At 61.4% G+C, this 15,130-nt stretch carries 12 protein-coding genes; 4 read left to right on the plus strand and 8 right to left on the minus strand.

The window, feature by feature from the left end:
- Window positions 1-44: 44 nt before the first annotated feature.
- The 8 genes from tldD to mreB form a co-directional block, all read right to left on the minus strand.
- Window positions 45-1,502 (minus strand): metalloprotease TldD, encoded by a 1,458-nt coding sequence (gene tldD / locus N1078_RS01240; RefSeq protein WP_274086388.1) that lies wholly within the window; start codon window positions 1,500-1,502, stop codon window positions 45-47.
- 2 nt (window positions 1,503-1,504) lie between these two features.
- Window positions 1,505-2,353, minus strand: coding sequence for a carbon-nitrogen hydrolase family protein (locus tag N1078_RS01245; RefSeq protein ID WP_274086389.1), 849 nt, complete (start codon window positions 2,351-2,353; stop codon window positions 1,505-1,507).
- 87 nt (window positions 2,354-2,440) lie between these two features.
- Window positions 2,441-6,274, minus strand: a complete 3,834-nt coding sequence (locus N1078_RS01250; protein WP_274086390.1) for a YhdP family protein — start codon at window positions 6,272-6,274, stop codon at window positions 2,441-2,443.
- A gap of 31 nt (window positions 6,275-6,305) precedes the next feature.
- Window positions 6,306-7,763: a ribonuclease G gene (gene rng, locus N1078_RS01255; protein WP_274086391.1), complete on the minus strand. Its 1,458-nt coding sequence runs from the start codon at window positions 7,761-7,763 to the stop codon at window positions 6,306-6,308.
- 79 nt (window positions 7,764-7,842) lie between these two features.
- Window positions 7,843-8,445, minus strand: coding sequence for a Maf family protein (locus N1078_RS01260; protein WP_274086392.1), 603 nt, complete (start codon window positions 8,443-8,445; stop codon window positions 7,843-7,845).
- Between the two features lie 44 nt (window positions 8,446-8,489).
- Window positions 8,490-8,975, minus strand: a complete 486-nt coding sequence (gene mreD, locus N1078_RS01265; RefSeq protein WP_443218076.1) for a rod shape-determining protein MreD — start codon at window positions 8,973-8,975, stop codon at window positions 8,490-8,492.
- Entirely contained in the window at window positions 8,975-9,871 is an 897-nt protein-coding gene (gene mreC, locus N1078_RS01270) for a rod shape-determining protein MreC (RefSeq protein WP_411912090.1), read from the minus strand. The genes mreD and mreC overlap by 1 nt, the downstream gene beginning before the upstream one ends.
- A gap of 183 nt (window positions 9,872-10,054) precedes the next feature.
- Entirely contained in the window at window positions 10,055-11,095 is a 1,041-nt protein-coding gene (mreB, locus tag N1078_RS01275; RefSeq protein WP_274086393.1) for a rod shape-determining protein MreB, read from the minus strand.
- A gap of 238 nt (window positions 11,096-11,333) precedes the next feature.
- Between mreB and gatC the strand changes: the two genes are divergently transcribed.
- The 4 genes from gatC (at window position 11,334) to N1078_RS01295 (ending at window position 15,044) form a co-directional block, all read left to right on the plus strand.
- Window positions 11,334-11,621 carry an Asp-tRNA(Asn)/Glu-tRNA(Gln) amidotransferase subunit GatC gene (gene gatC / locus N1078_RS01280; RefSeq protein ID WP_274086394.1) on the plus strand — a complete coding sequence of 96 codons (288 nt, stop codon included), beginning with the start codon at window positions 11,334-11,336 and terminating at the stop codon, window positions 11,619-11,621.
- A 15-nt stretch (window positions 11,622-11,636) separates the two neighbouring features.
- The gene (gene gatA, locus N1078_RS01285; RefSeq protein WP_274086395.1) at window positions 11,637-13,088 is read left to right on the plus strand and encodes an Asp-tRNA(Asn)/Glu-tRNA(Gln) amidotransferase subunit GatA; all 1,452 of its coding nucleotides are present in this window, start codon (window positions 11,637-11,639) and stop codon (window positions 13,086-13,088) included.
- A gap of 11 nt (window positions 13,089-13,099) precedes the next feature.
- Window positions 13,100-14,545, plus strand: a complete 1,446-nt coding sequence (gene gatB, locus N1078_RS01290; RefSeq protein ID WP_274086396.1) for an Asp-tRNA(Asn)/Glu-tRNA(Gln) amidotransferase subunit GatB — start codon at window positions 13,100-13,102, stop codon at window positions 14,543-14,545.
- Window positions 14,546-14,672: 127 nt separating this feature from the next.
- A complete protein-coding gene (locus N1078_RS01295) occupies window positions 14,673-15,044 on the plus strand; it encodes a septal ring lytic transglycosylase RlpA family protein (protein ID WP_274086397.1) in 372 nt (123 codons plus the stop codon).
- The last annotated feature ends 86 nt before the right edge of the window (window positions 15,045-15,130 follow it).

The raw sequence follows: 15,130 nt of genomic DNA on the forward strand, positions 1-15,130 counted from the left end.
GTTACGCCTTCGGCTAACCCACCCTACGCCCTTCTCAACACAACCTACGACCCTGTTCCCCCGACGGTAATCGCATCAATCTTCAGCGTCGGCTGGCCAACGCCGACCGGCACAGATTGACCATCCTTACCGCAGGTGCCTACGCCGCTGTCCAATGCCAGATCGTTACCGACCATCGACACCCGGCTCATAGCTTCTGGGCCATTACCGATCAGCGTGGCGCCTTTGACCGGCGCAGTGATCTTGCCGTCCTCGATCAAGTAGGCCTCGCTGGTGGAGAACACGAACTTGCCACTGGTGATGTCGACCTGGCCGCCGCCGAGGTTGGCGCAATAGATACCTTTCTTCACCGAACGGATGATTTCTTCCGGGTCGCTTTCACCGGCGAGCATGTAGGTGTTGGTCATGCGCGGCATCGTTAAGTGCGCGTAGGATTCGCGCCGGCCGTTACCGGTCGCTGCCACGCCCATCAGGCGGGCATTCAGTTTGTCCTGCATATAGCCCTTGAGCACACCGTTTTCGATCAGCGTGGTGCACTGGGTTGGCGTGCCTTCATCGTCCATGCTCAGCGAGCCCCGGCGCTCAAATAAAGTGCCGTCATCGACGATGGTGCACAGGCTGGAGGCGACTTTCTCGCCCATTTTGCCGCTGTAGGCTGAACTGCCCTTGCGATTGAAGTCACCTTCCAAACCATGGCCGACCGCCTCGTGCAGCAGCACACCGGACCAGCCCGCGCCCATCACCACCGGCATGCTGCCAGCGGGTGCGGGAATCGCTTCGAGGTTAACCAGCGCCTGGCGCAACGCCTCACGGGCATAGCCCATGGCGCGCTCTTCGTTATTGCTGGTTTGCTCAAGGAAATAGCGGTAATCGGTGCGCCCGCCGCCGCCATGACCGCCACGCTCGCGCCGACCGTTCTGCTCGACGATTACGCTGACGTTGAAGCGGACCAGCGGGCGGATATCAGCCCCTAAGCTGCCGTCAGCCGCGGCGACCAAGATACGATCCCAGACACCCGCCAGGCTGACTGAGACCTGCTGAATACGTGGATCGAGGGCGCGGGTGGCAACATCAATGCGCTTGAGCAGCTCGACCTTTTCCGCCCGGTCCAACACATCCAGCGGGTTGTTCTGGGCATACAAGGGCTTCACCAGCGGGCTGCTGAACGCCTGCACGCGGGCACTTTGCCCAGCTCGGGCAATCGAGCGAGCCGCACGTGCGGCCTGACTCAGGGCATCAGCGGTGATCGCATTGCTGTAGGCGAAACCGGTTTTTTCCCCGGACTGCGCGCGTACGCCAACGCCCTGGTCGAGGTTGAAGCTGCCTTCCTTGACGATGCCATCTTCCAGCGCCCAGGTTTCCGAAACTTGGCTCTGGAAGTACAGGTCAGCCGCATCCACTCCCGGCCCGGCCAACTCGGCCAAAACACCTGGCAGGTGGTCAAGGGTCAAACCGCCTGGCCCGAGCAAATGCTCGCTGACGGATACCAACATATCGCTCATAACTACTCCAAACCTGGCAGCCGCGGTTCGGCCGCTGCAAAAAATCGTTTATGTCGCACCACCGGCATCCGCTGGCGAATCGCCGCTTGCTCATTGGTATTGCGCTCAGCCAGCACCACACCAGGGCCTTGCGCCAGCTCGCCAAGTACCTGCCCCCACGGGTCGATAATCACCGAATGACCAAAGGTCTCGCGGTCGCCCGGATGCGTGCCGCCTTGCCCGGCCGCTAGCACATAACACTGGGTTTCAATCGCCCGTGCACGGGTCAATACCTGCCAATGCGCTGCGCCGGTCACGGCGGTGAATGCAGCTGGCACACTGATCAACTCTGCCCCGGCGGCGCGCAACGCGCTGTACAGCTCGGGGAAACGCAGGTCATAACAAACCGTCAGGCCTAAACGGCCGAATGGCGTGTCCGCCACCACCACTTGATTGCCGAAGGCGTAGTCATCGGATTCACGGTAGCGACCGTGACTGTCGCTGACATCCACGTCGAACAGGTGCAGCTTGTCGTAACGCGCCACCTGCTGACCACAGTCATCGATCAGCAGGGAGCACGCATGGGCTTTGGCTGCTGGTTGGCCCTCTGGCGGAAAAGGCAAGGTGCCTGCAACGATCCACAGCCCCAGTTCACGGGCGGTTTGCCGTAGCCAGGGCAAAATCGGCCCGTCACCCTGCGCTTCGGCACGCCCCAGCGCGGCGAGATCCTGCCGCCCCATGGCGGCGAAATTTTCCGGCAGCACCACCAGCCGCGCGCCCTGCGCGGCAGCCTGCTCGAGCAACTGGCGCGCCTGGTGCAAGTTGGCTGTAACGTCGGCCTGGCTGACCATTTGGATGACGGCGAGGGTCATAGCGGTTTTATCTCAATCGCGGAAATCAGCCTTCAGCTTACAAGCCATGCCGGCAGACTGCACGGCTGTCTATCCGCCGCGCAGGGTTTACTGAGGCTTTTCAAAGGGCTTATCGAAGCTGATATCCGGGCTCTGCCAAGGCCCGGTAACGTCGTATTGCACACTGGCAAAGCGCGCAACACGATCACCCAGCAGCTTATCGGCGACAAACAGCGCCCCCCCGATGGCCGGCGCACCAACAATCAGCGCCGCCAACGGCAGGTTGTTGGTCACCGGCAAGGTCACCAGCAACTTGGCATCAATGCGGTCATTGGCCATGTCCAGCGTGCCCTTCAACTCCAGGTTGCTCGATGGCCCTTCCAGGGTGATCGGCTCACGGGTGACAAACACCCCGTTTTTAGCCTCCAACACGCCTTTGACCCGGTCATAGCTCAGGCCTTTACCCAGCAGATCGGAGAAGTCCAACCGCAGGCGCCGGCCAATCGAATTAAAGTTCAGCAGCCCAAATACTCGCAGCGCCGAAGCCGGCCCTTCCACCTCGGAGAACTGCCCTTTGCGCAGGGACGCATCCAGCGTGCCGCTGAGGCGCTTCATGCTGAACCAGGCCGGTGAGCCGGGCCAATCAGCATCCACATCCACATGAAAGTCTCGGCTGCTGGCGGTGGGGGCATAGCCCCAGGCAATCAGCACGTCGGCCAGATCCGCACCACCGAGGCGACCGGCATAGGTCGTACGCATGCCACTGGCCGTTTGCAGCCAGGTCGCCCGCCCCGCCACTTTTAAGCCTTTGAGGTTGAGATCCAGCTCGCTGAAGTGCACACCCGCTTCTACCGGACGCGCCTTGAGCGACCAACTGCCCAACGGCTCGATACCTTGAAAGACTTCGTCGATGCGCACATCCAGCGCCGGGAAGCCGCTCGGATCAACCGCTGCCAGCGGATCGGGTGTATTCACCACAGGTGCGTCTTTATCCTTGAGCTGCGCTGCGGGTAAACGTAAGTAGTCGAGCGCCAGCGCGATCGGTACACCGGCAGCATCCGGCAAGCCCACCCGGCCTTTCACCTGCGGGCTGTCGAGGCTGACCGCCCAGGTCGCAGCGTCGCGCTTAACACCCACTTCCAGTGCCTCCAGGCTGACGCCAAAGCCGGTGAAGCGAGCAATACGCAACTGTGCGTCTTTGAACAATCGCTGCGCCTCATTGACTGGCAAGCTGGAATAAGGTGCCAACACCTGTTGCCAGGCCGACCAATCCAGCTCCGCCACGCGCCCACGCACGCGCAGGCCCTGGCTGGTGGGTAGGCGTGCCGGGCCGTCGGCTAAGCGGATCTCACCCCGCCCTTGATTAAACTGGCCGGGACTCGCCGCAAAAGACAGGCTCAGTAAGTCGGCATAATCCAACCAGTAACGCTGCTCGCGCCCACCCAGGCTCATACGCCACTGGGTGTCGCGCGCCTCACTGGCCGCTTTGCCGAAAGGTGCCGGCAGCGCAATCGTCGCCCCCTTGAGGGAGGAGTTCACGCGGAGCTGGCTGTCGGCGCCGTCCAGGGTCAGGCGCAAGCGGTAGGGTAGATTGCCGCCAACGGGCAGAGGCTGAGTCACGCCCAACCAGGCACTCAACGCGCTGACTGCAATTTGCCCGCTGGCGTCGATACGGCTACGCGCTTTACCCGGTGAACCCTCGGCCACGGCCTTGCCCCGCACGGCATGGCCGAGCACCTGAGCACGAATATCCGGGGCACTGAGGCCACTGGCGGTGTTGTAGCGGAATGCACCCTGCAACTGGCTGAATTGCAGTGGCGGATTAGGCAGACTGAGCTGCGCGCCTACGCTGGCGAAATCCACCACCACGGCCGGGGCCAGGCCCTTGCGCAAGGGTAAGTCGAGCTTGAGCTTGCCGGTCAACGCCCCCTCACCACTCCAGCCAGCAAAGGTATCTGCGGTGCCGATAGGCGTTTCCTGCAGGATGTGCAGGGCGTCATCAACCGAGCTGCTCAACTCACTGGTTAACAGCAAGCGCGCGGGTTGGCCCGGTAATGAGGTAGCGATTAGAGCCTCGGCATTATGCACCTGGCTATCACGCAAGCGACCCTCGGCAAGCGCCACACGCACGCCGGTGTGTTCAATTGACACCGTGCCACGCGCCTCGCGCAGTGCCGGCCAGCCTGGCTGAAAGGCCAGCTCCGCATCATGCACGGCAAAGAATAGGCTGATGCTGCGCGCTGCACTTTCCGCGCCTTTATTCAGCGAACCCTGGTACTGGAAATAGCCTTCATCGACCGTCCCGCCACGGATCGCGCTTTTCAGCCATGCATCCAGCTCATGGCTGAAGCCCGGCGAGCGGCTCGGCAGATACTTCTCGGTAAAGCGCGCATCGCCGTTACGCAGGCCAACACGTAGGTCCATATAGTCTTCTTCGGCGGGATCGAAGCGCAGGCGGATGAGAAAATCCCCGGCAGCCGGGCCTTCGTCCCCGACCACCTGTAAATACGGGCTGCGCAGGGTGAAGGCCTGCTCATCAATCTGCCAGGTCAGCAGCGCATTGGCAGTTTTGTAGTGCCAGGGGTTGGCAAACAAGGTGTCAAAATGCAGGGAGAAGTCTTCGCTATCGAGCCGCAGCTCTCCCTGGCCCAAATCACCGCTGATGCTACCGCTGACATTCTCCGCCGCTGGCGACCCATGCCATGCAGCAAAGCCGACGTGCTCCAGGTTGGCCGAGAACTGCAAGCGCTTGCTATCACTCAACCGCGGCCGGTAGTCGAGCTGGATATTGCGCAATACACCCCGCGGTTTAAGCTGCTCCAGCAACGCCAGGGCGTTGTCCGGCAATGGCGCAAGGGCCGCCACCAGCGGCTGTAACGGGGCCACATCAAGCTGGTCGGCACTGAGCAACCACTGCTCCTGCACTTCGCTGCTTTCCGCCAGCTGGGTCAACGCCAGACGCACGTCGCCCCAGCGCTGCTCACCCCGGCTGAAGGCCAGGTCATCGAGCAACAGCTGGAAACCCGAATCGGTGCGGGTGAAATAAGCATTCAGCGCCAGGTTACTCAGCACAACCGATTCGCGCTCGGCATAGCCAGCCGCAAACTGCGGCACATGCAGGCGGCTGACGGCACGCTGCACACCGCCCTTGGCCCAGCGCAACCAGAGCTCGCCGCCGAGCTGTAACTGCTCAAGCCGCCACTGCGCCAGCAGACTCGCCGGCACCCAGGCCGCCCAGTCGCTCTGCGGCAAGCTGAGATAAAGATCGGCTTCAGCATCCTGCCAGTGTTCGGCACTTAGACGCGTGCGCAACTGCAGGGCCAGCGGCTGCCCGTCCGGCAAGCGCAAACGCCCGTCCAAACGCTGCCGCGTGCTGCCGTTGTACAAGGTGAGGTTGACATAAGTCAGCGTACGCACCGGCTGATCGAACGCCTGCACGGTTACCTGGCTATTAACCAGCGTCAGGCGCTTAACCGCCTGCGACTGGGCCAGCAGTTGGCCCAGGTCCAGCGGCGCGGGCTCGCTGCGTGGCGCCAAGCCCTTGAGCGACCAGGTACCGTCTTCGCTCTGCGCCACCACCAGCTGCACGCCATCGAGTTCAAGGCGGGCAATCCGTATCTGCCGCGCCAACAGACTGGCCAGCACATCGGGCACCACGCGCACTTGATCCAACTGCAAGGCGCCCGGCCCCTCGCCAATCGCCACATCGTGGGCGGTTAGCAGCGGTGAGAAGCCTTGCCAAAGACCTTCCAGCGCGCCGATCCGCACCGGCATGGCCAATGCTTCGCGGGCTTTGTCTTCAGCCTCCAGACGGTATTCGGCGACCAGTGGCACCAACTCGCGACCGAGGCTGACGTAAAAGGCGGCGAGCACCAGCGCCAAGGCGCACAGCCCCAATGCCGTGCGCAGCAGCAGGGCGAGTCCGCGCGCCAATGCCTGCATTCAGTTCACGCCTGAGCAGTCGGCACGCATATCAGAGCAACACCACATCGTACTGCTCCTGGGAATACATGGTCTCGACCTGAAACTTGATGGTGCGACCGATAAAGGCCTCGAGATCAGCCACATTCCCCGACTCCTCATCGAGCAGGCGGTCGACCACTTTCTGGTTGGCCAGCACGCGGTAGCCTTCGGGTTGATAGGCCCGCGCCTCGCGCAAAATCTCGCGGAAGATTTCGTAACACGTGGTCTCTGCGGTTTTCAGCTTGCCGCGCCCCTGGCAGCAGCTGCATGGCTCACACAGCACCTGTTCGAGGCTTTCGCGGGTGCGTTTGCGCGTCATCTGCACCAGGCCCAGCTCGGTGATGCCAATGATGTTGGTCTTGGCGTGGTCACGCTCCAGTTGTTTCTCCAGGGTGCGCAACACCTGACGCTGGTGTTCTTCATCTTCCATGTCGATGAAGTCGATGATGATGATCCCACCCAGATTGCGCAGGCGCAGCTGCCGGGCAATCGCCGTGGCGGCTTCCAGGTTGGTCTTGAAGATGGTTTCTTCCAGCGTGCGATGGCCGACGAACGCGCCGGTGTTCACATCGATGGTGCTCATTGCTTCGGCCGGATCAATGATCAGGTAACCGCCGGACTTGAGTGGCACCTTACGTTCCAGGGCTTTCTGGACTTCGCCTTCGACGCCATACAGATCAAAAATTGGCCGCTCGCCCGGGTAATGCTCCAGGCGGTCAGCAATTTCCGGCATTAGCTCGGCAACGAACTGGGTGATTTTCTGGAAGGTCTCACGCGAGTCGACGCGAATTTTCTCGATTTTTGGATTAACCAGGTCGCGCAGGGTACGCAGCGCCAGGCTCAAGTCCTCATAAATCACCAGCGGTGTCGGAGCGACCTTCATCTGCGTGGCGATTTGCCCCCACAGACGGCGCAGGTAACGGATGTCCGCGAGAATCTCATCGGCGCCGGCGCCATCGGCGGCGGTACGCAGGATAAAACCACCGGCCTCCTCAATACCTTCGGCCGCCACACAATCGGTCACCACCTGCTTGAGGCGCTCACGCTCGGCTTCATCTTCGATTTTCAGCGAGATGCCCACATGCGCGGTGCGCGGCATGTACACCAGGTAACGCGAGGGGATCGACAGCTGGGTGGTCAGGCGCGCGCCCTTGCTGCCAATCGGGTCCTTGGTGACCTGCACCACCAGGCTTTGGCCTTCATGCACCAGGGCGCTGATGCTTTCCACCGCTGGGCCTTCACGGCTGGAGATTTCCGCGGCATGGATAAACGCGGCACGCTCCAGGCCGATATCGACAAAGGCCGCCTGCATGCCCGGCAGTACGCGCACTACCTTACCTTTGTAGATATTGCCGACGATACCGCGCTTCTGCGTGCGCTCAACGTGCACTTCCTGCAGCACGCCGTTTTCTACCACCGCCACGCGCGATTCCATTGGCGTGATGTTGATCAGGATCTCTTCACTCATGCGCTCATCTCTTCTGAGATAAAGCTGAAAGCCCGGAATCAGTGCCGATAAACACGCTCACTCACCCGCGACCCGCAACCTATTGACTGTGATCTGGCAGCGACTGCCAGCACGGAATAGCAAATTCTGCGAGCAATCCAGCCGTCTCACACAAGGGTAAACCCACTACCGCTGAATAACTGCCGTGCAACTGGCTGACGAACACCGCCGCCAGCCCTTGAATACCGTAACACCCCGCCTTGTCCTGCGGCTCACCGCTGGCCCAATAGGCGTCGATTTCAGCCTGACTCAACGCGCGGAACGTAACCTGACTGGTAACCACCCGCGCCACCACCCGCCCAGGGCTGACCAGCGCCACTGCGGTCAGCACGTCATGGCTACGACCGGACAACGCGCTGAGGGTTGCTAGGGCCTCGTCACGATCCGCGGGTTTACCGAGAACCCGCCCATCGAGCACCACCGCCGTATCAGCGCCGAGCACAACCGCCTCGTGCGTATCGCCCAAGGTGGCCAGCCCGGCTTGCGCCTTGGCTCGCGCCAGACGCTCTACATAGGCGATTGGCGGCTCGTCTGGCAATGTATTTTCATCCACCGGAGCGCTTAACGTGAGGTAGGACACGCCGATTTGCGTCAGCAGTTCACGTCGACGCGGTGATCCTGAGGCGAGATAGAGGGTGGCCATGCAGACATCTCCTTGTCGGATAAAGGCAAGGCCGAATGGCCTGCTTAGTTGACGCCCAGACGTCTATGCAGGCCGCGCAGGAGCGTGCACACCCACGGCCAGAGCAACGCACTGACCAGCGCCGGCAAGACAAACGCCAGGGTCGGTGGGCGGCTGCCCGTCAGGGCGTTCAACCACAGCTGCACCAGCTGCGCAAGGCCAAACACCACTAGCAGCACGGTGCTTTGCTGCCACATGGGGAACATGCGCAAGCGCTGATGCAGGGTCAGCACCAAAAAGGTAATCAGGGTCAGAATTAACGCATTCTGGCCGAGCAGGCTGCCGTTCAGCACATCCGCCAATAAGCCAATGCACCAGGCCGTGGTCATGCCCACACGGTGCGGCAAAGCCAGCACCCAATAGGTCAAAAACAGCGCCAGCCAGAGCGGCCGTCCCAGCTCCATAAACTTCGGCATGCTCGACACACTGAGCAGCAGCGCCAGGGAGAAGGTCAGCCAGATGACCCAGGTATTATTTGCACGCACGACCATTATTGCGCAGCCTCCGGCGGGTTAGCGGGTACGGCAGGCTGCGCAGGTAGTGCCTGCTGCAGAATTTCACGGTCCAGGGCTTCCTGTGCCTGCGCCGATTCTGTGGCGCGCTGCTCGGCGCTACGCGGATCGGTAAACACCAGCAGCATATAGCGGCTGCGGTTGAGCGACGCCGTAGGCACCGCCCGCACAATCGCAAAGGGCTGGCCGGAGTCATGAATCACTTCACTGACCGTGGCCACCGGATAACCGGCCGGGAATCGCTGGCCCATGCCGGAGCTGACCAACAAATCGCCTTCCTTGATGTCCGCCGTATCAGCCACATGGCGCAGCTCCAGGCGCTCGGGGTTACCGGTGCCGCTGGCGATAGCGCGCAGGCCGTTGCGATTAACCTGCACGGGGATGCTGTGGGTGGTGTCCGTGAGCAACAACACGCGCGAGGTATAGGGCATCACCTCGACCACCTGGCCCATCAGGCCGCGCGCATCGAGCACTGGCTGGCCCAGGACCACGCCGTCCTTCTCACCTTTATCAATCAGGATGCGGTGGGTAAAAGGATTCGGGTCGATGCCGATCAGCTCGGTGGCCAGCACTTCGTCATCGACCAAGGCGGCCGAGTTGAGCAACTCACGCAGGCGCACGTTTTGCTCAGTCAGGGCTGCCAGCTTTTGCAGGCGACGCTGCATGATCAGCTGCTCGGCTTTGAGTTGCTCGTTCTCGGCCGTCAACTCACTGCGCGTGCTCAACTCCTGCGTTGCCCCCTCCCACGCCCTTACCGGCAAGCTACCTGCCCAATAGATCGGCTCAACAATCAGCCCCAGTTGCGCACGCAGCGGCTGCAGCCAGGTGAACCGCGCATCGACCACCATCAGCGCAGCCGACAACACGGTGAACACCAACAGGCGCACACCCAGCGAAGGTCCTTTGGCAAATAGCGGTTTAATCGGCAGCTCCTCACGGCATCAGGCAGCAAACAAAAGCTGCAAGCGGGAAGATACCCGGTTGCAGCTTAGGTTCAATAGGAAAGGTCGACGCGTGCAGCACCTGTGTGGGCTGTACGGGGCGTTTAACCGGCCACCTTACTCCGAGGACAGCAGGTCCATGGTGTGGCGGTCCATCATTTCCAGCGCCTTGCCGCCACCGCGTGCCACGCAGGTCAGCGGGTCTTCGGCGACGATCACCGGCAAGCCAGTTTCCTGTGCCAGCAGCTTGTCCAGGTCACGCAGCAATGCGCCACCACCGGTCAAGACCAGGCCGCGCTCGGCGATGTCAGAGGCCAGCTCCGGCGGCGATTGCTCCAGGGCGCTTTTGACTGCCTGCACGATGGTCGCCAGGGATTCCTGCAACGCCTCAAGCACTTCATTGGAGTTCAGGGTGAAGCTGCGCGGTACGCCTTCAGCCAGGTTACGGCCGCGCACATCGACTTCACGCAGCTCGCCGCCCGGGTAGGCCGTGCCGATTTCTTGCTTAATGCGCTCAGCGGTGGATTCACCGATCAGCGAACCGTAGTTACGGCGCACATAGGTAATGATGGCTTCGTCGAAACGGTCACCACCGACCCGTACGGACTCGGCGTAAACCACGCCATTGAGCGAGATCAGGGCGATTTCCGTGGTGCCGCCACCGATGTCGACAACCATCGAACCGCGGGCTTCGTCCACCGGCAGGCCGGCACCAATGGCCGCAGCCATTGGCTCTTCGATCAGGAACACTTCGCGGGCACCGGCGCCGAGGGCCGACTCACGGATCGCGCGACGCTCAACCTGGGTGGATTTGCACGGCACACAGATCAGCACGCGCGGCGAAGGCTGCAGGAAGCTGTTTTCGTGAACCTTGTTGATGAAGTACTGCAGCATCTTCTCGCAGACGCTGAAATCGGCAATCACACCGTCTTTCATCGGACGGATGGCCGCGATGTTACCGGGCGTACGGCCGAGCATGCGCTTGGCTTCAGTACCGACCGCCACAACGCTTTTCTGGTTGTTGGCGCTGGTACGAATAGCCACGACCGACGGCTCGTTCAAAACGATGCCGCGCTCGCGGACATAAATCAGGGTATTGGCAGTGCCCAGGTCAATAGAAAGATCGCTGGAAAACATGCCACGCAGTTTTTTGAACATGGGATAGGGACCCTAGGCAACGCGTGGGTAAAAAAGTGCGGCAAACTCTAACAACGGCAGGGATTTTGAGCAAGGCACCAATATGTTAGATTGCCGCTTTTCCGGGCATTACGGCCCATCATCGCGGCCTTTGACCACCACCTGTCACTGTCTGTTCCCTGCGTTTTTTGCGCATGGCGACCCGCTCACATTTCCAAAGGCAGCCAACACTGCGCGGCCTTATATAGGGAGAAACCTGATGGCGCTTGAACGCTCCGACGTGGAGAAAATCGCTCATCTGGCCCGACTGGGCCTGAATGAAGCCGATATTCCGGGTACCACCGAGACGCTGAATAACATTCTCGGCCTGATTGATCAGATGCAGGCCGTCAATACCGATGACATCGAGCCACTGGCTCACCCACTGGAAGCCACTCAGCGCCTACGCGCCGACCAGGTCACCGAACGCAACCAGCGCGACGCCTATCAGGCCATCGCTCCGGCCGTAGAAAACGGTCTGTACCTGGTCCCGCAAGTCATCGAGTAAGGGAAACGCCTAGCCATGCATCAACTGACCCTGGCCGAGATCGCCCGCGCACTCGCCGACAAGCAATTTTCATCCGAAGAGCTGACCCGCAGCCTGCTGGCGCGTATTCAGCACCTTGACCCACAGCTCAACAGCTTTATTACCGTGACCGAAGAACTGGCGCTGAACCAGGCCAAGGCTTCAGACGCGCGCCGCGCCGCGGGCGAAAACGGCGCGCTGCTCGGCGCCCCAATCGGCCACAAAGACCTGTTCTGCACCCAAGACGTGCTGACCAGCTGCGCCTCGAAGATCCTCACGGGTTTCAAAGCCCCGTATAACGCCACTGTGGTTGAGAAGTTAGCGACAGCCGGTAGCGTGACCCTGGGCAAGCTGAACATGGACGAATTCGCCATGGGCTCGGCCAACGAGTCCAGCCACTATGGCGCGGTGAACAACCCTTGGGATCTGAGCCGCGTACCGGGTGGCTCCAGCGGTGGCTCGGCCGCTGCCGTGGCGGCGCGCCTGCTCCCCGCGGCGACCGGCACCGACACCGGCGGTTCGATCCGCCAGCCGGCGGCGCTGACCAACCTGACCGGAATCAAACCGACCTACGGCCGCGTATCGCGCTGGGGCATGATCGCTTACGCTTCCAGCCTCGACCAAGGCGGCCCACTGGCGCGCACCGCTGAAGACTGCGCCTTGATGCTGCAAGCCATGGCCGGTTTCGATGCCAAGGACAGCACCAGCGTCGACCAGCCGGTCGACGACTACCTGGCAGCACTGACTCAGCCACTCGCCGGCCTGCGCATCGGCCTGCCGAAGGAGTACTTCGGCGCGGGCCTCGATGCACGCATCGGCGAGAAGGTCATGACGGTGGTCGAAGAGCTGAAGAAGCTCGGTGCAACCGTTAAAGACATCAGCCTGCCGAACATGCAGCACGCCATTCCGGCCTACTACGTGATCGCCCCAGCCGAAGCCAGCAGCAACCTCTCGCGCTTCGACGGTGTGCGTTTCGGCTATCGCTGCGAAAACCCGGTGAACCTGGAAGACCTGTACAAGCGCTCGCGCGGTGAAGGCTTCGGCGCGGAAGTGAAGCGCCGCATCATGGTCGGCACCTACGCGCTGTCCGCCGGTTACTACGATGCCTACTACTTGAAAGCACAGAAGATCCGCCGCCTGATCAAGAATGATTTTGTCGCCGCCTTCAATGACGTCGACGTGATCCTCGGCCCAACCACGCCAAACCTGGCCTGGAAGCTCGGCGAGAAGAACAACGATCCGGTCGCGGCTTACTTGGAAGATATCTACACCATCACCGCCAACCTGGCCGGCATCCCCGGTTTGTCGATGCCTGCAGGCTTCGTCGATGGCTTGCCGGTCGGTGTGCAACTGCTCGCCCCTTACTTCCAGGAAGGCCGCTTGCTCAACGTCGCCCACCAGTACCAACAGGTCACTGACTGGCACACCCAAGCGCCGACTGGCTTCTGAGGAATAAACAGATGCAATGGGAAACCGTAATCGGGCTGGAAATTCACGCCCAGCTCAGCACCCAATCGAAGATTTTCTCCGCCAGCGCCATCACTTTTGGTGCCGAGCCCAACACCCAGGCCAGCCTGATTGACCTGGGCATGCCCGGCACGTTACCGGTGCTCAACGCCGAAGCGGTGCGCATGGCCTGCAAGTTCGGCCTGGCGATCGACGCTGAAATCGCCGGCACTAACATCTTCGCCCGTAAAAACTACTTCTACCCAGACCTGCCCAAGGGCTATCAAACCAGCCAGATGGATCACCCCATCGTTGGCAAGGGCTTCCTTGATATCACCCTGGAAGACGGCAGCCAGAAGCGCATCGGCATCACCCGTGCGCACCTGGAAGAAGACGCCGGCAAAAGCCTGCACGAAGACTTCCACGGCATGAGCGGCATCGACCTCAACCGTGCCGGCACGCCGCTGCTGGAGATCGTTTCCGAACCGGATATCCGCTCGGCCAAAGAAGCCGTGGCCTATGTCAAAGCCATCCACGCCCTGGTGCGCTACCTCGGCATCTGCGACGGCAATATGGCCGAAGGCTCGCTGCGCTGCGACTGCAACGTCTCGGTACGCCCCAAAGGCCAAGCCGAGTTCGGCACCCGCGCCGAGATCAAGAACGTCAACTCGTTCCGCTTTATCGAAAAAGCCATCAACCATGAAGTGCAGCGCCAGATCGAGCTAATCGAAGACGGCGGCAAAGTGGTGCAGGAAACCCGCCTGTACGACCCGAACAAAGACCAGACGCGCTCCATGCGCAGCAAGGAAGAAGCCAACGACTACCGTTACTTCCCCTGCCCTGACCTGCTGCCGGTGGTGATCGAGCAAAGCTTCCTCGACGAAGTACGCGCGACCCTGCCGGAACTGCCAGTCGAAAAACGCGCACGCTTTGAGAGCGAGTTCGGCCTATCCGCCTACGACGCCGACGTACTGGCCGCCAGCCGCGAACTGGCCGACTACTTCGAAGCCGTCAACGCCGTGTGCGGCGATGCCAAGCTGGCCGCTAACTGGGTGATGGGCGAGCTGTCCAGCCTGCTCAACAAGGACAACCTGGACATCGAGCAGTCGCCGGTTTCTGCCGAGCAGTTGGGCGGGATGATCCTGCGCATCAAGGACAACACCATCAGCGGCAAAATCGCCAAGATGGTCTTCGAGGCCATGGCCAACGGCGAAGGCAGTGCTGACCAGGTTATCGAAGCCAAAGGCCTGAAACAGGTCACCGACTCCGGCGCCATCGAAGCCATGCTCGATGACGTACTGGCGGCCAACGCCGAACAAGTTGAACAGTACCGCGCCAGCGATGAAGCCAAGCGCGGCAAGATGTTCGGCTTCTTTGTCGGCCAGGCGATGAAAGCCTCGAAAGGCAAGGCCAACCCCGGCCAGGTGAACCAACTGCTGAAGCAAAAGCTCGAAGGCTGAGCCGACGCTCATCCAAACCGCAGGCCATGGACGGCCCGCACCGACAACGCCGGGTTCGCCCGGCGTTGTTTTGTTCGTAAGGCGGGTAGAGCGCAGCGCCCCCTAACCCCCATCCAGCGGAGACCCTATGCGCCTGATCTTGATTGCCATCGCCAGCTTGCTGCTCAGTGCCTGCGCCAGTCAGGGCACAATTGATCCGAACGGTTATCGCGCCGAAGGCCAGGCGTCCTACTACGGCGCACGCCATCACGGCAACAAAACCGCCAGCGGCGAGCGTTTCGACCAGCACGCGCTAACCGCCGCGCATCGCAGCCTGCCGTTTGGTAGCCGCGTACAGGTCACTAACTTGCGCAATGACAAAACCGTGGTGGTGCGCATCAACGACCGCGGCCCTTACGCCAAAAAGCGCATTATCGACCTCTCGCAAAAAGCTGCCGAACAGCTGGATATGCTGCGTGACGGCGTGGTGCCGGTGCGCGTAGAACAATTGTCCGACTGAACACAGCTGTTTACAAAGAAGCCATGGACAGCCCTGTTTAGCCTCTGGCGCAACGCAAGCCGATGATTAAACTAGCGCCACTTTTA

Source organism: Pseudomonas sp. MIL19, from assembly GCF_028680365.1.
Taxonomy (GTDB): Bacteria; Pseudomonadota; Gammaproteobacteria; order Pseudomonadales; family Pseudomonadaceae; genus Aquipseudomonas; species Aquipseudomonas spirodelae.

Excerpts from the sequence above, each read along its gene's own strand:
- N1078_RS01295 (WP_274086397.1), top strand. The coding sequence starts at position 14,673 with ATGCGCCTGATCTTGATTGCCATCGCCAGCTTGCTGCTCAGTGCCTGC.
- N1078_RS01260 (WP_274086392.1), bottom strand. The coding sequence starts at position 8,445 with ATGGCCACCCTCTATCTCGCCTCAGGATCACCGCGTCGACGTGAACTG.
- mreB (WP_274086393.1), bottom strand. The coding sequence starts at position 11,095 with ATGTTCAAAAAACTGCGTGGCATGTTTTCCAGCGATCTTTCTATTGAC.
- gatA (WP_274086395.1), top strand. The coding sequence starts at position 11,637 with ATGCATCAACTGACCCTGGCCGAGATCGCCCGCGCACTCGCCGACAAG.
- tldD (WP_274086388.1), bottom strand. The coding sequence starts at position 1,502 with ATGAGCGATATGTTGGTATCCGTCAGCGAGCATTTGCTCGGGCCAGGC.
- gatC (WP_274086394.1), top strand. The coding sequence starts at position 11,334 with ATGGCGCTTGAACGCTCCGACGTGGAGAAAATCGCTCATCTGGCCCGA.
- gatB (WP_274086396.1), top strand. The coding sequence starts at position 13,100 with ATGCAATGGGAAACCGTAATCGGGCTGGAAATTCACGCCCAGCTCAGC.
- N1078_RS01250 (WP_274086390.1), bottom strand. The coding sequence starts at position 6,274 with ATGCAGGCATTGGCGCGCGGACTCGCCCTGCTGCTGCGCACGGCATTG.
- N1078_RS01245 (WP_274086389.1), bottom strand. The coding sequence starts at position 2,353 with ATGACCCTCGCCGTCATCCAAATGGTCAGCCAGGCCGACGTTACAGCC.
- rng (WP_274086391.1), bottom strand. The coding sequence starts at position 7,763 with ATGAGTGAAGAGATCCTGATCAACATCACGCCAATGGAATCGCGCGTG.
- mreD (WP_443218076.1), bottom strand. The coding sequence starts at position 8,975 with ATGGTCGTGCGTGCAAATAATACCTGGGTCATCTGGCTGACCTTCTCC.